Here is a 23,041-nt window from a genome sequence, read left to right as displayed (position 1 = left end):
GTGTTTGTTGCACTGCGGTAACATTCAGCCTCAGCCGGTTTGACATTGGTTTCGGGTCTGGCTGACAGCGTCTTGAGCGACGCCTTTGACTGAGCCTAGCCCCATGAATGCACCCATTACGCTCCAACATTTGATGCAAGCCGACGCCGAAGCGCCGCGTTTGCGTGAAATTCCCTACAACTACACCAGCTTTTCAGACCGCGAAATCGTGTTGCGTTTGCTGGGTGAGTCAGCTTGGGACCTGCTGAACCAGCTGCGCGAGGAGCGCCGCACGGGCCGCTCTGCCCGCATGCTGTATGAAGTGCTGGGTGACATCTGGGTGGTGGAGCGCAATCCTTATCTGCAAGACGACCTGTTGGACAACCCGGCCCGCCGCAAACTGCTGGTCGAGGCCCTGCAGCACCGCCTGGGCGAGGTGCAAAAGCGCCGCACCCCGAGTGTGGATGCTGCCCGCGACGCCTTGGTTGGCCAATTGCTGGCCATGGCCGCCCAGGCCGTGACGCAGTTCAGCGAGCGTTTCACCCGCATGGCCAAGCTGCGCAGCCAGGTGCAAAAGACCTTGGGCCGCCTGACGGCCAAAGACAACATCAAGTTCGATGGCCTCTCGCGTGTGAGCCATGTGACCGACGCCACCGACTGGCGTGTGGAATACCCCTTTGTGGTGCTGACGCCTGACTCTGAGGTCGAAATGGCTGGGCTGGTCAAAGGCTGTATCGATTTGGGCTTGACCATCGTCCCACGCGGCGGCGGTACGGGCTACACGGGGGGCGCGATCCCGCTGACCTGGAAGAGCGCGGTCATCAACACCGAAAAGCTCGAAGCCATGACCGAGGTCGAAATGATCGACCTGCCGGGCATTGCGCACAAGATTCCGACCATTTACACCGAAGCCGGTGTGGTCACCCAGCGCGTGGCCGATGCGGCCGAGCGCGGCGGTTTTGTCTTTGCGGTGGACCCAACTTCGGCCGAAGCCAGCTGCGTGGGCGGCAACATCGCCATGAACGCAGGCGGCAAAAAGGCGGTGTTGTGGGGCACGGCACTGGATAACCTGGCCAGCTGGCGCATGGTCACGCCCGACGCCGAATGGCTGGATGTGGTGCGCATGGACCACAACATGGGCAAGATCCACGACGCCGAGGTCGCCACCTTTGAGCTGCGTTACTTCAAGGCCGACGGCAAAACCCCGATCCGCACCGAAACCCTGGTCATTCCGGGCAAGACTTTCCGCAAGGAAGGTTTGGGCAAGGACGTGACCGACAAGTTCTTGAGCGGCTTGCCCGGTGTGCAAAAAGAAGGCTGCGACGGCCTGATCACCAGCGCCCGGTGGGTCGTGCACCGCATGCCCACCCACACCCGCACCGTGTGCATGGAGTTCTTTGGCCACGCCCGCGAGGCGGTGCCCAGCATCGTCGAGATCAAAGACTTCATGTTTGCCGAGCAAAAGCGCACCGGCACCGTGATGGCCGGTTTGGAGCACTTGGACGACCGCTATTTGCGGGCCGTGGGTTATTCCACCAAGAGCAAGCGCGGTGGCTTTCCCAAGATGGTCTTGATCGGTGACATCGCCGGTGACAACGCCGACGACGTGGCCAAGGCGACCAGCGAGATCGTGCGCATCGCCAACTCGCGTAGCGGCGAAGGCTTCATCGCCATCAGCCCCGAGGCGCGCAAAAAGTTCTGGCACGACCGCAAAAAGACAGCGGCTATTTCGCGCCACACCAACGCCTTCAAGGTCAACGAAGACGTGGTCATTCCGCTGCCACGCATGGCCGAGTACACCGACGGCATCGAGCGCATCAACATCGAACTCAGCCTGCGCAACAAACTGCAGTTTTGCCGTGAGCTGGAAGATTTTCTGCAAAAGGGCAACCTGCCCTTGGGCAAGCAAGACGATGCCAGCGACATTCCTTCGGCCGAGTTGCTGGAAGACCGCGTGGCGCAAGCCCTGGCGGTGGTGCGCGAAGTGCGCGATCAGTGGCAAGGCTGGTTGACCGATGTCGACGCGCTGTTCCATCAGTTGCAAGAGCACAGCCTGCGCGCCAGCTGGAAGACGCAAATTCGCCCAGCTTTCCAGAACATCTTCTCCGGTTCGGCCTTTTTGCCGATCCTGACCGAAGTCACGGCCATTCACCAACGCGTGCTCAAAGGTCGCGTGTGGGTGGCGCTGCACATGCACGCAGGTGACGGCAATGTGCACACCAACATCCCGGTCAACTCCGACAACTACGAGATGCTGCAAACCGCGCACGAGGCGGTGGCCCGCATCATGGTGCTGGCCCGCAGCCTGGATGGCGTGATCTCGGGCGAACACGGCATTGGCATCACCAAGCTGGAGTTTTTGACCGACGACGAGTTGGCCAACTTCACCGCCTACAAAGCCAAGGTGGACCCACAAGGGCGCTTCAACAAAGGCAAGCTGCTGCGTGGCGCGGCCCTGACGGGCTTGGGCGACGATGTGCATGCGGCCGATTTGACGCACGCCTACACCCCCAGCTTTGGCCTGATGGGCCATGAGTCGCTGATCATGCAGCAGTCCGACATTGGCGAGATTGCCGCCAGCGTGAAAGACTGCCTGCGCTGTGGCAAGTGCAAACCCGTGTGCGCCACACATGTGCCGCGTGCCAATTTGCTCTACAGCCCGCGCAACAAGATTTTGGCGACCTCTTTGCTGGTCGAGGCTTTCCTCTACGAAGAGCAAACCCGCCGGGGCATCTCCATCAAGCATTGGCAAGAGTTTGAAGATGTGGCTGACCACTGCACCGTGTGCCACAAGTGCCTGACGCCTTGCCCGGTCAACATCGACTTTGGCGATGTGTCCATGAACATGCGCAACCTGTTGCGCAAGATGGGGCAAAAGAGCTTCCGGCCCGGCAATGCTGCCGCCATGTTCATGCTCAACGCCACCAACCCCGAGACCATCAAGCTGGCGCGTGCCGCCATGGTGGGTGTGGGCATGAAGGCGCAGCGCTTTGTGGCCGGTTTGCTCAAGGGCGTGGCCCGCAAGCAGACCAGCGCACCGCCTGCATCGGTGGGCACCGCGCCCATCAAAGAGCAGGTGATCCACTTCATCAACAAAAAAATGCCGGGCAACTTGCCCAAGAAAACCGCGCGTGCTCTGCTGGACATCGAAGACAACGATTACGTGCCCATCATCCGCAACCCGAAGGCCACCACCTCGGAGTCCGAAGCGGTGTTTTACTTCCCCGGTTGTGGCTCTGAGCGCCTGTTCAGCCAAGTGGGCTTGGCCACTCAGGCCATGCTCTGGCATGTGGGCGTGCAGACCGTGTTGCCACCGGGCTACCTGTGCTGTGGCTACCCGCAAAAGGGCTCGGGCCAGTTTGACAAGGCCGAGAAGATCATCACCGACAACCGTGTGCTGTTCCACCGCGTGGCCAACACGCTGAACTACCTGGACATCAAGACCGTGGTGGTGAGCTGCGGCACCTGCTATGACCAGCTGCAGGGCTACCAGTTCGACAAGATCTTCCCCGGCTGCCGCATCATCGACATCCACGAGTTCTTGCTCGAAAAGGGCATGAAGCTGGACGCGGGCGGGGCCTATCTTTACCACGACCCTTGCCACAGTCCCATGAAGCAGCAAGAGCCCATGAAGACCGTCAAGGCCTTGATGGGTGACAACGTTCTGGAGAGCAAACGCTGCTGCGGCGAGTCGGGCACGCTGGGCGTGACGCGCCCGGACATCTCGACCCAGGTGCGCTTTCGCAAGGAAGAAGAGTTGCTCAAAGGCGAAGCCGCCTTGCGCGCAAGCGGTGCGCTGGCCCCGCAAGCCAACGTGAAAATCCTGACCAGCTGCCCGAGCTGCCTGCAAGGCTTGTCGCGCTTTGGCGACGACATGAAAAACGGCCTGCTCGAAGCCGACTACATCGTCGTCGAGATGGCCAAGCACATCCTGGGCGAGAACTGGATGCCCGAGTACGTCAGCGCCGCCAATGCAGGCGGCATTGAGCGCGTGCTGGTGTAAGCCCGGCACGCAACCCGACAGCAAAATTTCGAAAGCAAAACATGGCCGGATTGAAAAAAGACATGCCCCACCCCGAGTCGCTGACCTTGCACGGTCAGACCCGGGTATTGGAAATCGGGTTTTCCGACGGTGCTCAGTTCCGCATCCCGTTTGAGCTGATGCGCGTGTACTCGCCCTCGGCCGAGGTGCAAGGCCACGGCCCCGGCCAAGAAGTGCTGCAAACCGGCAAGCGCGAGGTCGGCATTGCCGAAATCGAGCCTGTGGGCAATTACGCCGTGAAACCCACCTTCACCGATGGGCACGAATCGGGTTTGTTCACTTGGGAGTACCTGTACTTTCTGGGTGACCAGGAAGCGGCCCTCTGGAAGCAGTACGAAGACCGCCTGCAAGCGGCGGGCATGAGCCGCGACGCGCCCATGGTCGAAGCCTCGGCGGGCGGCAGCTGCGGTCACAAGCATTGAGGAAGTCGGCATGAGCAGCACCCACTTCGGTTTCAAAACCGTCGACGAGAGCGAAAAAGCCAAGCATGTGCGTGGCGTGTTCGACTCGGTCGCGTCCAAATACGACGTGATGAACGACCTGATGTCCATGGGCTTGCACCGCGTGTGGAAGGCCTACACCGTGCAGGTGGCCAACCTCAAAGAAGGCTATCAGGTGCTGGACATCGCAGGCGGCACGGGCGACTTGTCCATGGCCTTTGCCAAAAAAGTGGGGACCACGGGCCGCGTGGTGCACACCGACATCAACGAAGCCATGTTGTCCACCGGGCGTGACCGTTTGGTTGACCACGGTCTGGTGCTGCCCACTTTGGTGTGTGATGCCGAAAAACTGCCTTTTCCGGATGGGCATTTCAATGTGGTCAGCGTCGCCTTTGGCCTGCGCAACATGACGCACAAGGACGTGGCTTTGAAGGAAATGTGCCGGGTGCTCAAGCCAGGCGGTAAATTGTTGGTTTTGGAGTTTTCCAAAGTGGCCAAACCCCTGGAAAAAGCCTACGACTGGTACAGCTTCAAGATCTTGCCCCAGTTGGGCAAGCTGGTGGCGGGTGACGCCGACAGCTACCGGTATTTGGCAGAATCCATCCGCATGCACCCCAGCCAAGAGGATCTGAAAACCCTTATGAAAAATGCCGGATTTGGCCATGTTGATTTTCACAACTTGTCGGCCGGGGTGGTAGCCTTGCACATGGGCATCAAATGTTGATGTCCGAAAATTGAATTTCCTGAGTTGGAGACACCATGAACAGAAAGTTGATGACACTGATGCTCGCGGGCGTGATGGCCTTGGGCAGCCTGAACGCCGAGGCCGCACGCCGCATGGGTGGCGGAAAATCCATTGGGCAGCAATCGAATCAGGTCACCAAGCGCGATGCAGCGCCTCAAACACCTGCCGCGCCGGCACAAAATGCAGCCCCCACCAATGCGGCCAAACCTGCTGCCGCACCAGCTGCTGCTGCACCGAAGAAACCATGGGGTGCCATGTTGGGCGGTTTGGCCGCTGGTTTGGGCTTGGCCTGGCTGGCCAGTTCGCTCGGCATGGGTGAGGCCTTTGGCAACATCTTGATGGCTTTGTTGATCGGTGTGGCAGTGATCGCTGTGATCGGCATGATCATGCGGGCTCGCCGAGGCGGTGCGACGCAGACGAATGGTCTGGCCTACCAAGGTGCAGGAGGCTCTGCCAACAACCCTGCATCCCTCAAGGAATACAGCCCTCACAATGTTGGCAATGACGCTTCAGCGCGTCCTTGGGAAGCCCAAAACACGCGTTTTGACAGCTCTGCTGCCTCGCAATCCACAGGTTCCATGATCGGTTCGGGCATCGGTTCGAATTTGGGTGGTACACAAACCTGGGGCATTCCTGCGGGTTTTGATGTGGACAGCTTCATCACCGCTGCGAAACGCAATTTTGTGACTTTGCAAGACGCTTGGGATCGTTCTGACATCAGTGCTTTGCGCTCCATGATGACGGATGCCATGGTTTTGGAAATACGCAACCAATTGGCAGAGCGTGAAGCGCAATTCCCAGGTCAACCAAACAAGACCGAAGTGGTCATGCTTGACGCCCAGCTTTTGGGCATTGAAGAGCAGGCCGACGCCTACATGGCCAGTGTCGAGTTCAACGGCATGATCCGTGAAGACGCAGTGTCGGGTCCTAGCCCATTCCGCGAAGTCTGGAACATGACCAAATCCAAGCAAGGCGGTGGTTGGCTGGTTGCAGGCGTGCAAGCCTTGCAATAAAGCGGGAACGACAAAGCCCTGATGCTTCGGGGCCTGTACTTTCGGGAATAATCGGGGACTATGGGAACACAGTCCCCTTTTTCATGGGCCGCTCAGGCGCTCCCCGACATGGTCAACCGGCTCGCAGCCAACTTCCAGCCCCCAGCCTGGGTGGTGGACGAGAGCGTCAACCGCCTTGTTTTGTTCCTCAACCATGTGCTCATGAACGAGCCTGAAGCCATGGCCCGTCTGGCCCGCCAAAAAGGCCAGCGCATCGAGCTGGTTTGGGATCGCATGCAACTTCAACTCAGCCCTACCCCCGCAGGTTTGCTTGAGCGTGGTCATTTTGAAGGCTTCGATCTGCGCCTGACGGTGACCGAAGACTCGCCCGTCTCCATCGCTTCGGCTTTGGCTCGGGGCGACAAACCCAAGGTGCGCATTGAAGGCGATGTGCAGTTGGCTGCTGAAGTCAATTGGCTGATTGACCATGTCCGCTGGGATGCCGAAGAGGACTTGGCTCGCCTGATCGGCGACGCCCCCGCGCACACCTTGGCACAAGTCGCTCGTCAGGCTTTGGCCGCTTTGCGCAGTTTTGTCGCCCAGCGACCCGGTACCGGGTTGCGTACGGGCAGCGCAGCATGATGCGCTGGGGCCGTTTCGGGCGCGGCGCCTTCATTGTTTTCATCGTCCTGCGCTACGGCCTGGATGAGTTGGTGCTCTCGAGCTTTCAAAAACCCTGGATACGCCTGCTGGCCCGTGTGCTCTCGGTGGGCCGCGACTTGCGCTCGCCCCGGGCGGTGCGCCTGCGCGAGGCGCTCGAGCGTCTGGGTCCGATCTTTGTGAAGTTTGGGCAAGTGCTGTCTACCCGGCGCGACTTGCTGGCCCCCGACATCGCCGAAGAACTGGCCAAGCTGCAAGACCGCGTGCCCCCCTTCAGCTCGGAAATCGCAGTGGCGTCGATCGAGCGGGCTTTTAACCGCAAAGTCGACGACATCTTTGAAACTTTTGAGCGCGAGCCCGTGGCCAGTGCCTCGATTGCTCAGGTTCACTTTGGCACCTTGCGAGGCAAATCGGGTGAAGTGCGCGAAGTGGCCGTGAAGGTCTTGCGCCCCGGCATGCTGCCCGTCATCGACAAAGACCTGAGCCTGATGCGCATGATGGCCGGTTGGGTGGAAAACCTGAGCGCCGACGGCAAACGACTCAAGCCCCGCGAGGTGGTGGCCGAGTTTGACAAATACCTGCACGACGAGCTGGACCTGGTGCGCGAAGCGGCCAACGCAGCGCAGCTGCGCCGCAACATGCAAGGCCTCGATCTGGTGCTGATCCCCGAGATGATCTGGGACTTTTGTCATCCCGAGGTCATCGTCATGGAGCGCATGCACGGTGTGCCCATCAGCCAGGTGGACCGCCTGCGTGAAGCGGGTGTGGACATTCCCAAGTTGGCCCGCGATGGCGTGACCCTGTTTTTCACACAAGTGTTCCGCGACGGCTTTTTCCATGCCGACATGCATCCCGGCAACATCCAGGTCAGCCTGGCCCCTGAGACCTTTGGCCGCTACATCTCCTTGGACTTCGGCATCGTGGGCACGCTCACCGAGTACGACAAAGAGTACCTGGCGCAAAACTTCACCGCGTTTTTCCGCCGCGACTACAAGCGCGTGGCCGAACTGCACATTGAATCGGGATGGGTCCCGCCGGAGACGCGGGTGGATGAGCTGGAGTCGGCCATCCGTGCGGTGTGTGAGCCTTACTTTGACCGTCCGCTCAAAGAGATTTCGTTGGGCATGGTGCTCATGCGCCTGTTCCAGACTTCGCGCCGCTTTCAGGTCGAAATCCAGCCCCAATTGGTGTTGCTGCAAAAAACCCTGCTCAACATCGAAGGCCTGGGGCGCGATCTGGACCCGGAGCTGGACCTGTGGAGCACGGCCAAGCCTTTCCTGGAAAAGTGGATGCTGGACCAAATTGGCCCTAAAAAGTTATGGGAAGAGCTCAAGTCGCAAGCTCCGCACTACGCCAAACTGCTGCCGCAGTTGCCACGCTTGCTGCACGAGTACTTGAAACAACCACGCCAAAACGATGTGCGTCAGATGGAGCAGTTGCTGGCTGAGCAGCGACGAACCAACAGATTGCTGCAAACCCTGATTTACGCCGGGTTGGGCTTTGTGGTTTCCTTGGTCGTTTTGCAGGTGGGCATGCACCTGCAACTGATTTACTAAGCCTGAATTTTGGAGGGTACGAAGGTGTTGCTGACTTTTGTGATCGCTTACTTGGCCGTGACCATTGGCATTGGTTTATTGGCTGCTCGCCGGGTTCATGGGGCCAAGGATTACCTGGTGGCGGGACGGAGCTTGCCGTTGTACATGAACGTGGCCACCGTGTTTGCCACCTGGTTCGGGGCCGAGACGGTCTTGTCGGTGTCGGCCACCTTTGCCAAAGATGGTCTGAACGGTATTCCCGGTGATCCCTTTGGGGCCACGGTTTGCCTCGTGCTGGCGGCTTTGCTGTTTGCCAAGCTGTTTTACCGCCTGAACCTGCTCACCATTGGCGACTTCTACAAGGTGCGCTACGGCAAGTCGGTGGAGGTGCTGACCAGTGTGGCGATTGTGTTGTCATACCTGGGCTGGACCTCGGCGCAACTGACAGCGCTGGGCTTGGTCATCCATGTGCTCTCGTCCGGGGCGATTGATTTGAATTACGCCATCATGATGGGCGCAGCCGTGGTGCTGGTCTACACCGTCTTTGGTGGCATGTGGTCGGTGGCCTTCACCGATTTGTTCCAGACCGTGATCATTGTGGTCGGCCTGATCCTGGTGGCCACCCTGGTGGGTGGCAATGCGGGTGGCTTTGACAAGGTCGTGGCACAAGCGGCCGCTGACGGGAAGTTCGACATGTTCCCTGCCGACATGGATGCCGCCGCCTGGTGGGCCATGGCAGGTGCTTTCTTTGCGTTTGCTTTTGGCTCCATCCCGCAGCAGGACGTGTTCCAGCGCATGACCAGTGCCAAGGACGAAAAAACCGCCGTGCGTGGGACCCTCATTGGCGGTCTGATGTATTTTGTGATCGCCTTCATTCCGCTGTACATCGCTTATGCGGCCCTGATCGCCCACCCCGAGCTCAAGGCCTTGTTCGAGTCAGAGGACGCGCGCGCCATCCAGCGCATCCTGCCCGATCTGGTGTTAGGCCAAATGCCCATGTGGGCGCAGATTTTGTTCTTCGGCGCTTTGCTCTCGGCCATCTTGTCCACCGCCAGCGGTGCCTTGTTGGCCCCCACGGCCACTTTCACCGAAAACGTGCTCAAGCCCTTTGTGCCCCACATGAGTGATCGTCAGTTCTTGCTGCTGCTGAGGATCATTTTGGTCACCTTCTGTGCTTGTGCCTTGTTGTTTGCACTTAACAGCAACAGCACCATGTACGAAATGGTGCAGAACGCCTACAACGTCACTTTGACCGGGGCCTTTGTGCCCTTGGTGGCTGGTGCATTTTGGCCAAGGGCCAACACGCAAGGGGCCTTGATGTCGGTGGTTATGGGGGTGGGCACTTGGTTGGTTCTGAGTTTGCTGGGGACAGAGACTTTGGTTCCAGCCAACTTGCTCGGCCTTTTTGCATCGATTTTGGGCATGGTCATTGGCTCATTGATGCCGAGCCTCATTCCCAACCAGGGTCATTCAATGCTCAGTGCTTTGCATCGTGCCAGCATGGGTGGGCATTCGGACAAGCATTGATGGATTGACGACTTGGGTGAGGGCGCAATCACTGAGGGTCAATGAGGCAAGTGATGCCCTAGAGGGTCAAGCAGTCCATGTACAGCCCTAAGGTTTGCAGGACAGGCGGCGGTTGCAAAATCTCTGCGCGCCTATAATTAAAGGTTTTCCCGCATTACCCTTTAAGGCTTTTCATATGCCCATTTATGCTTACAAATGTGACGCCTGCGGCCATGCCAAGGATGTGTTGCAAAAAATGAGTGACGCTCCTCTGACCGATTGTCCGGTTTGCGGTGCACCCAAATTCAGCAAGCAATTGACAGCACCTGGCTTTCAGCTCAAGGGCACTGGTTGGTACGCCACCGACTTTAAGGGCGGTGGAACCGCGGCAGTGCCTGCTGCAGCAGCAGCTGTTCCGTCTTCCGATGCCTCACCGGGTTCTGCACCTGCCGCAAGTCCTGAGGCTGGTACGGCGGCAGCAACTTCCAGCGCGGCTGGCTGCGCAGCCTCTTGTGCTTGTCATTGAAGTTTTTTCGTCAGATTCCACGATTGCCCTTGCCCATGAAACACCGCAGCTTCAAACAGTATTTCATCACCGGTTTGCTGGTGTGGCTGCCCATGGGGATCACTGTGTGGGTGCTGATGTGGTTGCTTGGGCTGCTCGACGCCATTTTCTTGGCCGTTTTGCATGCAGCCGACACCTTGATTCCTGGCATTCACGCCAGCGCCGAATACCTTCGAGGTGTGCCTGGTCTGGGTGTGGCCATAGTGGCCGTGTTCATTTTTGCCACGGGCGTTTTTGTGGCCAATATGTTTGGCCAGTGGTGGCTGCGCAAATGGCACGGCCTCATGAACCGCATTCCTGTGGTGCGCAGCATCTACACCAGTGTCAAGCAGGTGGCCGACACCTTGTTTTCGGGCAGTGGCCATGCGTTTTCCAAAGCCTTGTTGGTCCAATACCCCCGTCAGGGTTCATGGACCATTGCCTTTTTGACCGGAACCCCTGGGGGGGAAGTGGCCAAGCATCTGGGTCAACCCATGGTGAGTGTGTATGTGCCCACCACGCCTAACCCGACCTCGGGCTTTTTCCTGATGATGCCCCGAGCCGATGTCATTGAGCTCGACATGAGTGTTGACGATGCACTCAAATACATCATTTCCATGGGGGTGGTGGTGCCCGGCACGCCTGTCCCCAAGCCTCCGTCAGACCCGGCCCAACCCAAGCTGGACTGACGCGCCTTTTTTTGAATCTTGTTCCTGCGTATCCTGAAAGTCCAACAACATGTCCATGCGTTCCCACTACTGCGGTCTGGTGACCGAAGCCCTGACGGGCGAATCCGTGAGCCTGTGCGGCTGGGTCAACCGTCGCCGTGACCACGGTGGCGTGATCTTCATCGACCTGCGCGACCGCGAAGGCTATGTGCAAGTGGTTTGCGACCCGGACCGCCCCGACATGTTCAAAGTGGCCGAAGACGTGCGCAACGAGTACTGCGTACAAATCAAAGGCGTGGTGCGTGCCCGTCCTGATGGCACGACCAATGACAACATGAAGAGCGGCAAGATCGAGGTGTTGTGCCACGAACTGATCGTGCTCAACGCCTCCGTCACACCTCCTTTCCAGATTGACGAAGAAAACCTGTCTGAAACGACTCGCCTCACACACCGTGTGCTGGACTTGCGCCGTCCCTACATGCAAAACAACCTGATGTTGCGCTACAAAGTGGCCATGGAAGTGCGCAAGTACCTGGATGAAAACGGGTTTGTTGATATTGAAACCCCCATGCTCACCAAGAGCACGCCCGAAGGTGCCCGCGACTACCTGGTGCCCAGCCGCGTGCACGATGGTCAGTTTTTCGCTTTGCCCCAGTCGCCTCAGCTCTTCAAGCAACTCTTGATGGTGGCGGGCTATGACCGTTACTACCAAATCACCAAGTGCTTCCGTGACGAAGACTTGCGTGCTGACCGTCAGCCCGAATTCACTCAGATCGATATCGAAACCTCCTTCCTGACCGAAGAAGAAATTCGCGACATGTTCCAGGGCATGATCAAACGCGTGTTCCTCAAAACCATTGGCGTGGACCTGGGCGAGTTCCCGGTCATGACCTACCAGGACGCGATGCACATTTATGGCTCCGACAAGCCGGATCTGCGCGTGAAGCTGCAGTTCACCGAAGTGACCGACGTCATGGGTGACGTGGACTTCAAGGTGTTCTCCGGTGCTGCCAACATGAAAGGCGGCCGTGTGGTCGCCCTGCGTGTGCCCAATGGTTCGGTCGAAGGCGGTGGCATCAGCCGTGGCGAAATCGACGCGTACACCGAGTTTGTCAAGATTTACGGTGCGAAGGGTCTTGCCTACATCCGCGTCAACGACCTGTCCAAGGGCCGCGAAGGTTTGCAGTCACCCATCGTTAAAAACATCCACGACGCTGCATTGACGGCTGTGCTGGAGCGCTCGGGTGCTCAAAACGGCGACCTGATTTTCTTCGGTGCTGACAAAGAAAAAATCGTCAATGATGCCATTGGTGCCCTGCGCATCAAGATCGGTCACAGCGCATTTGGCAAAGCCAATGGTCTGTTTGAAGACCGTTGGGCCCCGATGTGGGTGGTCGACTTCCCGATGTTCGAGTACGACGACGAAAACCAGCGCTACACCGCTGTGCACCACCCCTTCACCGCGCCCAAAGACGGTCACGAAGACTGGATGGTCACCGCGCCAGAGAAGTGCATCTCCAAGGGCTATGACATGGTCTTGAACGGCTGGGAAATGGGCGGCGGCTCAGTGCGTATTCACCGTGCCGATGTGCAGCAAAAGGTGTTTGACGCCTTGAAGATCACACCCGAAGAAGCCCAGATCAAGTTCGGCTTCTTGCTCGACGCGCTGCAATACGGTGCACCTCCACACGGTGGCCTGGCTTTCGGTTTGGACCGCATCGTCACGCTCATGACCGGTGCTGAATCCATCCGCGACGTGATCGCCTTCCCCAAGACCCAACGTGCTCAGTGTTTGCTGACCCAGGCACCAAGCCCGGTCGACGAGAAACAGTTGCGAGAACTGCACATTCGCTTGCGTAACTTGGATGCCGTCAAGTCAGCTTGATGACTTGATCAGTGCCACATCTTCGTTGATGTGGTTTTGAAAAAAACGCCACAGATGTGGCGTTTTTTTTGCAAGTTCGTGGGATGAAAGTGGTTTTGGCACCGACCCAGTAAAAAGGCTTCAAAACCGAAGTCTTGAAGCCTTTGACATCTGTATCCCAGTGTTGACTGGTTCAGAAGTTACGCAGCAGAACGTCTGCCACGAGCGAAAAGGGAGGGCTTAGTAGCCGCCGCGACCGCCGCCACCGTAACCACCGCCACCGGAACGATCACCACCACCGCCGTAGCCGCCACCACCGGAGCGATCGCCACCGCCGTAGCCACCACCGCCAGAGCGGCCACCGCCACCGTAGCCGCCACCGCCGGAGCGATCACCGCCACCGCCGTAACCGCCACCACCACCGAAGCCGCCTGTACGGGGAGGACGTGCCTCCATCGGACGGGCTTCGTTCACGGTGATGCTGCGGCCACCCAAAGATTGACCGTTCATGCCAGCGATGGCAGCTTGTGCTTCGGCATCGCTGCCCATTTCGACAAAGCCGAAACCTTTGGAACGACCTGTGTCGCGTTCCATCATGACTTTGGCGCTGGTGATGGCGCCGAATTCGCCGAAGGCCTGTTGCAGGTCTTCGTCGCGAACGGTGTACGGCAAGTTGCCGACGTAAAGTTTATTGCCCATGGGGACTCCTCAGAAATACATAAAACAAAGCGATGGGGTCCCGAAAGCACAACAAACTGAGAACTGCCGCCGTAGCGCGCGAAACTGACCGATCACCTGACTTGTGCCGTTTTTTATGACGTACACGCATGCATTATGGGGCATAGCGTAGAAAAGGGGTCAATAACTTCACTTGTTGTGCATTTGACCTCGTTGATCGAAGGTGTTTCCGCGTCATTGGAGTCAGTGCAAAAGGTTTATTCGAGCATGCGCCACGTTGTGTGGCTTGGATAACGCAAGCAGGCCGTGGCTATCGCGGTCATTGAATAAATCGCTGATTCAGTCGTCACGGCATGCGTAAACTGAGATCTCGGATGTGAAAGTTTTTTCTTTCTGCAGCGGTTTCCACAAGACCGTATTTGCAAACACCGAACCTCGAGATACCCACCACGAAGGATGCACCATGAACCCCACTTCCACCACCGCAGGCCAATGCCCCGTCATGCACGGTGCCAATACCCATGCCAGTTCCGCCAACGCCGCCAAGGCGTGGTGGCCCAAGGCGTTGAATCTGGACATCCTGCACCAGCATGACACCAAGACCAACCCCATGGGGGCCGATTTCAACTACCGCGAAGAAGTCAAAAAGTTGGATGTGCCTGCGCTCAAAAAAGACCTGACGGCGCTCATGACCGACAGCCAAGACTGGTGGCCTGCCGATTGGGGGCATTACGGCGGTTTGATGATCCGCATGGCCTGGCATGCCGCGGGCACTTACCGCATTGCCGACGGCCGGGGCGGTGCGGGCACGGGTAACCAGCGCTTTGCGCCGCTCAATTCTTGGCCCGACAACGCCAACCTCGACAAGGCGCGTCGCCTGCTCTGGCCGATCAAAAAGAAATACGGCAACCGCATCAGCTGGGCCGACTTGATCGTGCTGGCGGGCAACGTGGCTTATGAATCGATGGGCCTCAAGACCTATGGATTTGCTTTTGGCCGCGAAGACATTTGGCACCCCGAGCAAGACATTTATTGGGGCGCAGAAAAAGAATGGTTGGGTTCGGAACGCTACGACGGCGGTGACCGTCAATCTCTGGAAAACCCCTTGGCCGCCGTGCAAATGGGTTTGATCTATGTGAACCCCGAAGGCGTCAACGGCCAGCCCGATCCCTTGAAAACGGCGCAAGACGTGCGCCTGACCTTTGCCCGCATGGCCATGGACGACGAAGAAACCGTGGCCCTGACCGCAGGCGGTCACACCGTGGGCAAAGCACATGGCAACGGCAAGGCGCAAAACCTGGGCCCCGCTCCAGAAGGTGCCGATGTGAACGAACAGGGCCTGGGCTGGATGAATCACAGCACACGCAGTGTGGGTCGTGACACCGTGACCAGCGGCATCGAAGGAGCCTGGACCACCCACCCCACGCAGTGGGACAACGGCTACTTCCATTTGTTGCTCAACTACGAGTGGGAGCTGACCAAGAGCCCCGCTGGTGCGCACCAGTGGCAGCCCATCGACATCCAGCCAGAAGACATGCCAGTCGATGTGGAAGACCCGTCGATTCGCCTGCAACCCATGATGACCGACGCCGACATGGCCATGAAGATGGACCCGGCCTACCGCGTGATTTCAGAGCGCTTTCACAAAGACCCCGAGTATTTCTCCAAGGTTTTTGCCCGCGCCTGGTTCAAGCTGACGCACCGTGATCTGGGCCCCAAAGCCCGATACATTGGCCCCGAAGTGCCGCAAGAAGACCTGATTTGGCAAGACCCGGTGCCTGTAGGCCAAGCCAACTACGACGTGTCAGCGGTCAAAGCCAAGATCGCGGCCAGTGGCTTGAGCGTGAGCGAGATGGTGACCACTGCCTGGGACAGTGCCCGCACCTTCCGCCACTCCGACAAGCGCGGCGGTGCCAACGGCGCACGCATTCGCCTGGCCCCGCAAAAGGACTGGGCAGGCAATGAACCTGCCCGTCTGGCCAAGGTGTTGGGCGTGCTTGAAGGCATTGGCAAGGACAGCGGCGTCAGTGTGGCCGATGTGATTGTGCTGGCTGGCAATGTGGGTGTGGAGCAGGCCATCAAAGCGGCGGGCTTTGACATTCCGGTGCCCTTCCAGCCGGGGCGTGGCGACGCCAGCGAGGCCATGACCGATGTCGAGTCGTTCGCGGTGCTCGAACCGATCCACGATGGCTTCCGCAATTGGGTCAAACAGCACTACGCCGTGAGCCCCGAAGAGTTGTTGCTCGACCGAGCCCAACTCATGGGCCTGACCGCGCACCAGATGACGGCGCTGATCGGCGGCATGCGCGTGCTGGGCACCAACCACGGTGGCAGCCAGCACGGCGTGTTCACCGATCGGGTGGGGGTCTTGAGCAACGACTTTTTTGTGGTCTTGACCGACATGGTCTACCAGTGGAAGCCCACGGGCCGCAACTCTTATGACATTTGTGACCGCAAAACAGGCCAAACCAAGTGGACGGCCAGTCGGGTGGACCTGGTGTTCGGCTCCAATTCGGTGCTGCGGGCCTATGCCGAGGTCTATGCCCAAGACGACAGCCGCGAGAAGTTGGCGCGTGACTTTGTGACCGCGTGGACCCTGGTGATGAACGCTGATCGTTTTTGAAGACGCCAAACGGTTGGTCTGCATCCAAGCATGTCGGCTGAAATGACTTGCTGGATCGGTTGAGTTGTGCAAAGTGCACAGTTTTCGGTTCAGCGGCATTGCTGGATCGCGGTGGTGTTGATAAATCAGACCCTTGGATGTGTTTGCGTGGTGACGCCTTTGGCTCACATGCAGTGAAATGGGGGTGCTAAAGTTTTTCGGTGCTGGAGTATCACCAGACATTTTTGATCCATCCAAGGAGAATGCCATGTTGAAAGTCGTTTATTTGGGAGCGCTGACGCTTGCTTGTGCATCATTTGTGCAGGCTCAACCCCTGCCAGTGGCTTCACCCGAGAGTGTCGGCATGTCAACTGAGCGATTGCGCAATATTGACCGCTTTTTAGAGGATGAGATGGCGCGTCAGCGGGTGCCCGGTGCTGTGGTGGCCATTGCCCGACAAGGCAAACTGGTTTATTTCAAAGCGTTTGGACATGCAGACAAGGCCAAGGGTATTTCTGCCACCACCGACACGATTTTTCAACTCGCTTCCATGACCAAGCCCATGGCTTCTGTCGGAGCTCTGGCCCTGACTGAGCAGGCCCGACTCCCATTGCAAAGCAAGTTATCAGACTACTTCCCAGGTTATCAAGCCATGCAAGTGGGGGTGCCCACGGCAGATGGTAAGTTCACTTTGGAACCTCAAAAACGTCCCATTTTGATTCATGACCTGTTTCGTCACACTTCGGGCATCACATATGGTGGGCGTCCCGATGGCGGCAGTCCCATTGCGGCGTTATGGCCCAGTGGTGGTGCCGCTTCTTATATGGGCACTTCCAAGGAGTTTGCAGAGGCGCTGACCAAACTGCCGCTGGTTTACCAACCAGGAACGGTTTTTGAGTACAGCTTGTCTGTGGATGTGCTGGGTGCAGTGGTCGAAAAAGTAGCAGGAAAATCGCTGGGTGACCACTTGAGCGAAACTGTTTGGAAACCTTTGAAAATGGAGAACACCACCTTCAAGTTAAGCGATGCGCAGCGTGCCAAAGTGGCGCAACCCTTTCCACAAAACCCATTGGATGGCAAACCCCAGGCCATTGCACTGATCAACAAGCCCGCCACCTTTGACTGCGGAGGTGCATGTGCATTTGGCACCATGGGCGATTACGTGCGTTTCGGTCAAATGTTGCTCAACGGTGGCAGTTTGGAGGGTAAACAAATTTTGAGTCCTGCCTTTGTGCAATGGATGACCAGCAATCATCTGGGCCCAGGCATTCAAAACCGCGTGGCCAATGTGGAGCCGCATCGCGCTGGATATGGCTTTGGACTCGGCGTGGCTGTGAGAATGGAGCCTGGCTTGGCCGCTGTGCCTGGCAACCCTGGCGAATATTCATGGAATGGCGCCAATGGCACGGGCTTTTTTGCCGACCCCAAGGCACAGTTGGTGGTGGCGTTTGGCACTGCAGCTCCTGGTGACTTGCGCAAGTACTACAGAGAACAGATGCAGGATTTGGTGTACGGCGCACTGGTAAAGTGATGTCCGCCTTCCGGCAGCAGTACGAAGGGGGTCATGGCAGTGGACGAGTGACCCCCATCATGGCTTTTGGTTTGATGAAAGAGGGATGGGCAAAAAGCGCTTTGATTGGCGCAATTTCAGTATTTTGTCGGCAGGACTGCATCAAAGCCCAAGAACGGATGCCAAAGGGATATCGCTGGGCACTTCGTAGTCAGCCACCAGCCAAGCCCGACTGGGATGATCACTCGCTTCGTTCAAAAAGGATTTGATGATCCGGATGGACGCGGTGTCCAAAGAGACAAAGGGCTGATCCAAAAGTGTCACATCGGCACCGCAAGCCAGGGCGGCGAGCAATCCGACTTTGCGTCGGCTGCCGGTTGACAACATGTTCAGACGTTTGTTCAGGTGTGCACGCATGGACAACTCGTCGGTCAAACTTTCCAACAGTGACTTGTCCCAGCCTGGGTACAGGGGACTTAGCTTGTCCAAGCATTCTTGAACGGTGGCTTCGTCGAATTCAGGTGTTTGCAAGTTGACCCAGAAAACACCCCCCGAAGGCCTGCGGATTTCGCCTGAAAAGAGACTCAAATCACCCGCCAAAAGCCTCAACAGCGTGGTTTTTCCACAGCCTTCTTCTCCGTAAATCCAGTTCACGCCAGGCGGCCAGCCGTGATGGAGGTCATTAAAAAGGTCTTGATGGGCTGGGCCACCTTGGAGTTGGTGCACCTCAATGACAAATGGTGAAAGTGATGGGGTCAGCATGCCGTCATCCTAGCAAGCTTGTCAGCACAAGATGTTGGAGTGCTTGGGTGAAAGGGTTTAAAGTTCATTTAAAAATTACATTCATGTATTTATCTGCCCACAATGATCGCTTTATTAAAAAAAATAGCGGAGCGGTTTTCCGTCCATTCAAAGACCACTGACGAATTTTTTTCAGACACAGCCCCATCTGCATCGGCACATTCGCCTCAGCCACACGGTTGCCATGTTTTGGTAGCAGAAGACCAAGAACTCAGCCGCAAGGTGGTGGGTGTTTTGCTGCAAAGCATGGGACATCGTGTCAGTTATGCCGAGGATGGTGTTCAGGCTTTGGAGTTGGCCAAGTTGGGGGGCATTGATTTGGTCTTGATGGACATCCATATGCCGCTCATGGATGGTTTGACCTGTGCCCGACTCATTCGGGCATTGCCTGGGCCTCAAGCGTTTGTGACCATGGTGGCTTTAACCGCTGATTTGAATGCCCACACCGTTGAGCAAGCCAAATTGGCAGGCATGCAGGAGGTGTTGTCTAAACCACTTCAAAAATCATTGCTTGCCCATTTGTTGCCTGAAAAAAGTCAAAGTGCTTTTTCTGATCGGCTTTGACTTGCGTCCCACTCCCAAGCCCATCTGATTTTCAGAACTTGGTCTTTGACATGTCATGTCAAGGCACCCTACAAACAGCAAAAACGGGCCATTGTTTTTTCAGTTCTGAGCCGAGAGCACAAATTTCGGGCTTGGATGGCCGCCACATGATTTGGGTCAAGAATTCAGTGTTCTTGTGAGTTGGATGCTGCTCAAGGGTTGTGCGTGTCACCCTAGAATGTCGCCATGGGCGATACGACAAAACTCTTCAAAATTCCGCAGTCGGTGCTGGTGGTCATCCATACCCCAGCGGGTCAAGTTTTGTTGATTCGCCGCACCGATTCGGGCACATGGCAGTCGGTGACCGGCAGCAAAGACCACCCCCATGAGAGCTGGGCTGACACGGCTGTGCGAGAGGTATTCGAGGAAACCGGCATCCAAGCGCACAGCCCGGGTTGTCATTTGCACGATTGGCAACTTGAAAATCAATATGACATCTACCCAGAATGGCGTTGGCGTTATCACCCTGATGTCAGTCGGAACACAGAGCGGGTTTTTGGCTTGTTGGTGCCGCAAGATCATCCCATTGTGTTGAGCCCGCAAGAGCACACCGAGTCGCAGTGGTTACCCCTTCACGCCGCAGCAGATCAGTGTTTTTCAGCCTCCAATGCAGAGGCCATCCTGATGTTGCCGCGTTTTTTGCAGCAGGTCGCCCCTTGACCCCGCAGCGCCATGAACACCCGGTTTTGAGGGTGGTCAGTTACAACATTCACAAGGGCGTGCAAGGTTTGGGTCCCGCTCGGCGACTGGAAATCCACAACCTTGGACATGCGGTGGAACAACTCGATGCCGACATTGTTTGCTTGCAAGAAGTCAGGCGCATGCATCGCCTTGAAGCTGCACACTTCAGTCGCTGGCCTGAACAGTCGCAGGCCGAGTTCCTGGCCCCAGAGGGTTATGAGGCCATTTATCACACCAATGCCATCACCCGTCACGGCGAGCATGGCAATGCCCTGTTGTCGCGCTGGCCCGTCTTGACGCACCAGCACCGTGACATGTCAGATCATCGTTTTGAGCAACGTGGGCTGCTGCACACCCAAGTGCAAGTTGTGGACCGTTTGGTGCATGTGTTGGTGGTTCACTTGGGTTTGATTCCCTCCAGTCGGGTGCGTCAGGTCCAGCAATTGCTCTCTCACATTGAGAAGGAAATTCCCTCACACGAACCTGTTTTGGTCGCGGGGGATTTCAATGATTGGGGGCGGGGGCTGGGCCAACGCATGGCCTTGGCGGGGTTTCAGGAGTGGCGCGAGCAGTCGACGCCCACCTACCCCTCACGCTTACCCCTGAACCAGTTGGACCATGTCTATGCCCGAGGGCTCACGCCTGTGCACGCCATGGTGCCTTCGGGGCGCATTTGGCGTCGCATGTCAGATCACTTGCCTTTGGTGGCGGAATTCGCTTGGAACGACTGAGCATGCGGCACAACGCGTTGAGCGATGGCCATCAAATTCGCTTGATCGAAGGCGGTCAGGCGTATTTCGAATCATTGGCACAGGCCTTGGCCCAAGCGCAAAGCCATGTTTTGCTGGAAACCTATATTTTTGACTTTCATGGTGCCGCGCTCATCGTGGCAGAGGCATTGGAGAAAGCGGCTGCGCGTGGCGTCAATGTCTGGTTGCTGGTCGATGGTGTGGGCACGTCCAATGTGCCTGCACCATGGCGAAAGCGATTCGATGTGGCTGGGGTTGAATGGCATGTTTATTCACCCTTGGGTGCTTTGGGCTTGCTCATCCCCAGTCGTTGGCGTCGTTTGCACCGCAAACTCTGTGTGGTGGATGGACAAATGGCTTTTTGTGGCGGGATCAATATTTTGGACGATTGGCATGATCCGCACCACGGCCCATTGAGTCAGCCGCGCTTGGACTTCGCTGTCGGTGTGCAGGGTGATTTGGTGTCACACATCGAGGAAGCCATGTCCCAACTCAGGCTGCGCTTACAAAGCGTCGAGAGCGTGCGCAGGCACCAGATTCCCCAAGCCATCCGTTTGTTCAAAACAGCAGGCCTGACCTTGCCTTGGCAGCGCAACGCGCTTCACCCCAAGGATGGTTTTGCCAAGGGAAGAGCAGGTCTTTTACTGCGGGATAACTTGTTGCACAGAGGGCAAATTGAGCGAGCGTACTTGAAGGCGATTGGCTCGGCGCGTCATGATGTTCTGATTGCCAGTGCTTATTTTTTGCCAGGTCGCCGATTGCGCCAAGCGCTGGTGCACGCGGCCCAGCGTGGAGTGCGGGTGCGCTTGTTGTTGCAAGGTCGATATGAATATTTCATGCAATACCATGCCGCCAAGCCCGTGTATGGTGCCTTGTTGGCCGCAGGCATTGAAATTCATGAATACGCGCCGAGTTTTTTACATGCCAAAGTGGCGGTGGTCGATCCCGACAATGACCGGCCTTGGGCCACAGTGGGGTCCTCGAACCTGGACCCTTTGAGCCTATTGCTTGCTCGGGAGGCCAATGTGGTGGTGGCTGACCGGGAATTTGCGCAAGGCTTGCATCGTCGTTTGTGCCATGTGATTGACACGCAAAGCACGCTTGTGGAAATGGGGGTTTACAGCCAGCGGCAATGGCACCAACGTGTGCGCGACCGCATCGCATTTGGCTTGATGCGCTTGGCACTTTTTTTAACAGGCTATCGTTATTGATGGCAGCCTTTTCAGATGTCCCTGATGGCTGTGCGTCGATCATTCGCTGGTAGTATCTTCAACATGTTAATGAATTCCCCAGACGCCATGATTGCTTCTGCTCCCACGCCCGAAGACGAAGGCGTACCTGTTTCCGTAAAAATCCGAGAGCGCATCCACGCCGCCCGCAAGCGTTTCCATGCCAACGACAACATTGCCGAGTTCATTCAGCCCGGCGAGTTGGACAAGCTGCTCGACGAAGTCACCAGCAAGATGGCGGGCGTGCTCGACAGCCTAGTGATCGACACCGTGAACGACCACAACACGGGCGATACTGCCCGACGTGTGGCCAAGATGTACCTCAAGGAAGTGTTCAAGGGCCGCTATGTCGAAGGCCCCGAGATCACCGAATTCCCCAACGCCGAGCACCTCAACGAGCTGATGATCGTCGGCCCCATCACCGTGCGCAGCGCCTGCAGCCACCACTTTTGCCCAGTGATCGGCAAGATCTGGATTGGTGTGCTGCCCAACGAACACACCAATGTGATCGGTCTGTCCAAGTACGCTCGCCTGGCCGAATGGATCATGGGCCGCCCCCAGATCCAGGAAGAGGCCGTGGTGCAACTGGCCGACCTGATTCAACGCAAAACCCAGCCTGATGGCTTGGCCATCGTCATGGAGGCCAGCCACTATTGCATGGGATGGCGTGGCGTCAAAGACATGGACAGCAAGATGATCAATTCGGTCATGCGCGGGGCGTTCCTCAAGGACCCGAATCTGCGCCGTGAATTTCTGTCATTGATTCCTGGAAAGAACTGACCATGTTGGTACGCCTGCTTTACGCCAGCCGTGCGGTGGATACTCGCCCCGAGACCATCGAATCCATTCTGGCTCAGTCGCGCCAGTTCAACCCGACCAGTGGCATCACCGGCATTCTTTGTTACGGCGGCGGCATTTTCTTGCAAGCCATTGAAGGCGGTCGTACCGCAGTGAGCGAGTTGTACGGCCACATCCAAAGAGATGCCCGACACAAAGATGTGGTGCTGCTGCATTACGAAGAAATTTCTGAACGCCGCTTTGGTGGCTGGACCATGGGTCAGGTCGATGCCTCGCGCGTGAACACGAACATCTTGCTCAAGTACTCCGAGCGAGCCGAGCTGGACCCTTACAACGTCTCGGGTAAAGTCTCATTGGCTTTGCTTGAAGAGCTGATGGCCACGGCCTCCATCATCGGCCGGGCTTAAAACGCCCC

Annotated in this window: 20 protein-coding genes; 18 read left to right on the top strand and 2 right to left on the bottom strand. The window is 57.4% G+C overall.

The genetic code is table 11. From position 1 onward, the window contains the following. Positions 1-103 precede the first annotated feature (103 nt). The 10 genes from B9Z48_RS15835 to aspS all read left to right on the top strand — a co-directional run bounded on the left by B9Z48_RS15835 (position 104) and on the right by aspS (position 12,996). The gene (locus B9Z48_RS15835; protein WP_108379665.1) at positions 104-3,982 is read left to right on the top strand and encodes a DUF3683 domain-containing protein; all 3,879 of its coding nucleotides are present in this window, start codon (positions 104-106) and stop codon (positions 3,980-3,982) included. 41 nt (positions 3,983-4,023) lie between these two features. After that, a complete protein-coding gene (locus B9Z48_RS15830) occupies positions 4,024-4,443 on the top strand; it encodes a gamma-butyrobetaine hydroxylase-like domain-containing protein (protein ID WP_089959846.1) in 420 nt (139 codons plus the stop codon). Between the two features lie 10 nt (positions 4,444-4,453). Then, positions 4,454-5,185, top strand: a complete 732-nt coding sequence (gene ubiE / locus B9Z48_RS15825) for a bifunctional demethylmenaquinone methyltransferase/2-methoxy-6-polyprenyl-1,4-benzoquinol methylase UbiE (RefSeq protein WP_108379663.1) — start codon at positions 4,454-4,456, stop codon at positions 5,183-5,185. 35 nt (positions 5,186-5,220) lie between these two features. Then, positions 5,221-6,219, top strand: coding sequence for a Tim44 domain-containing protein (locus B9Z48_RS15820; RefSeq protein ID WP_089959836.1), 999 nt, complete (start codon positions 5,221-5,223; stop codon positions 6,217-6,219). Between the two features lie 60 nt (positions 6,220-6,279). Continuing rightward, the gene (locus B9Z48_RS15815) at positions 6,280-6,840 is read left to right on the top strand and encodes a hypothetical protein (protein ID WP_108379661.1); all 561 of its coding nucleotides are present in this window, start codon (positions 6,280-6,282) and stop codon (positions 6,838-6,840) included. Continuing rightward, complete coding sequence (gene ubiB / locus B9Z48_RS15810; RefSeq protein WP_089960099.1) at positions 6,840-8,414, top strand: ubiquinone biosynthesis regulatory protein kinase UbiB; 1,575 nt, start codon at positions 6,840-6,842, stop codon at positions 8,412-8,414. The genes B9Z48_RS15815 and ubiB overlap by 1 nt, the downstream gene beginning before the upstream one ends. Positions 8,415-8,438: 24 nt before the next feature. Continuing rightward, entirely contained in the window at positions 8,439-9,920 is a 1,482-nt protein-coding gene (locus B9Z48_RS15805) for a sodium:solute symporter family protein (RefSeq protein ID WP_108379659.1), read from the top strand. Positions 9,921-10,095: 175 nt separating this feature from the next. Further along, positions 10,096-10,425 carry an FmdB family zinc ribbon protein gene (locus tag B9Z48_RS15800; protein ID WP_089959827.1) on the top strand — a complete coding sequence of 110 codons (330 nt, stop codon included), beginning with the start codon at positions 10,096-10,098 and terminating at the stop codon, positions 10,423-10,425. 35 nt (positions 10,426-10,460) lie between these two features. Continuing rightward, positions 10,461-11,132 (top strand): DUF502 domain-containing protein, encoded by a 672-nt coding sequence (locus tag B9Z48_RS15795; protein ID WP_108379745.1) that lies wholly within the window; start codon positions 10,461-10,463, stop codon positions 11,130-11,132. Between the two features lie 49 nt (positions 11,133-11,181). Then, entirely contained in the window at positions 11,182-12,996 is a 1,815-nt protein-coding gene (gene aspS / locus B9Z48_RS15790; RefSeq protein WP_108379657.1) for an aspartate--tRNA ligase, read from the top strand. Positions 12,997-13,215: 219 nt separating this feature from the next. Here the strand turns inward: aspS and B9Z48_RS15785 are convergent, their stop codons facing one another. After that, positions 13,216-13,674 (bottom strand): RNA-binding protein, encoded by a 459-nt coding sequence (locus B9Z48_RS15785; RefSeq protein ID WP_089959821.1) that lies wholly within the window; start codon positions 13,672-13,674, stop codon positions 13,216-13,218. 442 nt (positions 13,675-14,116) lie between these two features. Here B9Z48_RS15785 and katG point away from each other — a divergent pair, with 442 nt between their 5' ends. Further along, positions 14,117-16,276, top strand: a complete 2,160-nt coding sequence (gene katG, locus B9Z48_RS15780) for a catalase/peroxidase HPI (RefSeq protein WP_089960093.1) — start codon at positions 14,117-14,119, stop codon at positions 16,274-16,276. Between the two features lie 247 nt (positions 16,277-16,523). Continuing rightward, positions 16,524-17,786: a serine hydrolase gene (locus B9Z48_RS15775; RefSeq protein ID WP_089959818.1), complete on the top strand. Its 1,263-nt coding sequence runs from the start codon at positions 16,524-16,526 to the stop codon at positions 17,784-17,786. A gap of 141 nt (positions 17,787-17,927) precedes the next feature. On the opposite strand, the gene B9Z48_RS15770 is transcribed toward B9Z48_RS15775, so the two are convergent. Further along, a complete protein-coding gene (locus B9Z48_RS15770; RefSeq protein WP_108379655.1) occupies positions 17,928-18,527 on the bottom strand; it encodes an ATP-binding cassette domain-containing protein in 600 nt (199 codons plus the stop codon). Between the two features lie 228 nt (positions 18,528-18,755). On the opposite strand from B9Z48_RS15770, the gene B9Z48_RS15765 reads away from it, so the two are divergent. From B9Z48_RS15765 to B9Z48_RS15740, 6 genes are all read left to right on the top strand, one after another. Further along, on the top strand, positions 18,756-19,130 hold the full coding sequence (locus B9Z48_RS15765) for a response regulator (protein WP_158273294.1): 375 nt from the start codon (positions 18,756-18,758) through the stop codon (positions 19,128-19,130). A gap of 225 nt (positions 19,131-19,355) precedes the next feature. Further along, complete coding sequence (gene nudB, locus B9Z48_RS15760) at positions 19,356-19,829, top strand: dihydroneopterin triphosphate diphosphatase (protein ID WP_089959806.1); 474 nt, start codon at positions 19,356-19,358, stop codon at positions 19,827-19,829. Further along, a complete protein-coding gene (locus tag B9Z48_RS15755) occupies positions 19,826-20,581 on the top strand; it encodes an endonuclease/exonuclease/phosphatase family protein (protein ID WP_089959801.1) in 756 nt (251 codons plus the stop codon). The genes nudB and B9Z48_RS15755 overlap by 4 nt, the downstream gene beginning before the upstream one ends. Positions 20,582-20,583: 2 nt before the next feature. Continuing rightward, positions 20,584-21,810, top strand: a complete 1,227-nt coding sequence (gene clsB, locus B9Z48_RS15750; RefSeq protein WP_089959796.1) for a cardiolipin synthase ClsB — start codon at positions 20,584-20,586, stop codon at positions 21,808-21,810. Positions 21,811-21,879: 69 nt separating this feature from the next. Continuing rightward, positions 21,880-22,608 carry a GTP cyclohydrolase I gene (gene folE, locus B9Z48_RS15745; protein WP_089959793.1) on the top strand — a complete coding sequence of 243 codons (729 nt, stop codon included), beginning with the start codon at positions 21,880-21,882 and terminating at the stop codon, positions 22,606-22,608. 2 nt (positions 22,609-22,610) lie between these two features. Next, complete coding sequence (locus tag B9Z48_RS15740; protein ID WP_089959789.1) at positions 22,611-23,033, top strand: BLUF domain-containing protein; 423 nt, start codon at positions 22,611-22,613, stop codon at positions 23,031-23,033. The last annotated feature ends 8 nt before the right edge of the window (positions 23,034-23,041 follow it).

The organism is Limnohabitans sp. WS1, from assembly GCF_003063265.1.
In the GTDB taxonomy this organism is placed as follows: Bacteria; Pseudomonadota; Gammaproteobacteria; order Burkholderiales; family Burkholderiaceae_C; genus Limnohabitans_A.
The sequence above is the reverse complement of the archived record's forward strand: the minus strand, read 5'-3'. Positions and strand labels throughout refer to the sequence as shown.

What these genes read in the sequence shown, in the direction of transcription:
- ubiB (WP_089960099.1), top strand. Translation starts at nt 6,840, where the DNA reads ATGCGCTGGGGCCGTTTCGGGCGCGGCGCCTTCATTGTTTTCATCGTC.
- B9Z48_RS15770 (WP_108379655.1), bottom strand. Translation starts at nt 18,527, where the DNA reads ATGCTGACCCCATCACTTTCACCATTTGTCATTGAGGTGCACCAACTC.
- B9Z48_RS15775 (WP_089959818.1), top strand. Translation starts at nt 16,524, where the DNA reads ATGTTGAAAGTCGTTTATTTGGGAGCGCTGACGCTTGCTTGTGCATCA.
- katG (WP_089960093.1), top strand. Translation starts at nt 14,117, where the DNA reads ATGAACCCCACTTCCACCACCGCAGGCCAATGCCCCGTCATGCACGGT.
- folE (WP_089959793.1), top strand. Translation starts at nt 21,880, where the DNA reads ATGAATTCCCCAGACGCCATGATTGCTTCTGCTCCCACGCCCGAAGAC.
- B9Z48_RS15835 (WP_108379665.1), top strand. Translation starts at nt 104, where the DNA reads ATGAATGCACCCATTACGCTCCAACATTTGATGCAAGCCGACGCCGAA.
- B9Z48_RS15785 (WP_089959821.1), bottom strand. Translation starts at nt 13,674, where the DNA reads ATGGGCAATAAACTTTACGTCGGCAACTTGCCGTACACCGTTCGCGAC.
- B9Z48_RS15795 (WP_108379745.1), top strand. Translation starts at nt 10,461, where the DNA reads ATGAAACACCGCAGCTTCAAACAGTATTTCATCACCGGTTTGCTGGTG.
- nudB (WP_089959806.1), top strand. Translation starts at nt 19,356, where the DNA reads ATGGGCGATACGACAAAACTCTTCAAAATTCCGCAGTCGGTGCTGGTG.
- clsB (WP_089959796.1), top strand. Translation starts at nt 20,584, where the DNA reads ATGCGGCACAACGCGTTGAGCGATGGCCATCAAATTCGCTTGATCGAA.
- B9Z48_RS15815 (WP_108379661.1), top strand. Translation starts at nt 6,280, where the DNA reads ATGGGAACACAGTCCCCTTTTTCATGGGCCGCTCAGGCGCTCCCCGAC.
- B9Z48_RS15800 (WP_089959827.1), top strand. Translation starts at nt 10,096, where the DNA reads ATGCCCATTTATGCTTACAAATGTGACGCCTGCGGCCATGCCAAGGAT.
- B9Z48_RS15820 (WP_089959836.1), top strand. Translation starts at nt 5,221, where the DNA reads ATGAACAGAAAGTTGATGACACTGATGCTCGCGGGCGTGATGGCCTTG.
- B9Z48_RS15740 (WP_089959789.1), top strand. Translation starts at nt 22,611, where the DNA reads ATGTTGGTACGCCTGCTTTACGCCAGCCGTGCGGTGGATACTCGCCCC.
- ubiE (WP_108379663.1), top strand. Translation starts at nt 4,454, where the DNA reads ATGAGCAGCACCCACTTCGGTTTCAAAACCGTCGACGAGAGCGAAAAA.
- B9Z48_RS15830 (WP_089959846.1), top strand. Translation starts at nt 4,024, where the DNA reads ATGGCCGGATTGAAAAAAGACATGCCCCACCCCGAGTCGCTGACCTTG.
- aspS (WP_108379657.1), top strand. Translation starts at nt 11,182, where the DNA reads ATGTCCATGCGTTCCCACTACTGCGGTCTGGTGACCGAAGCCCTGACG.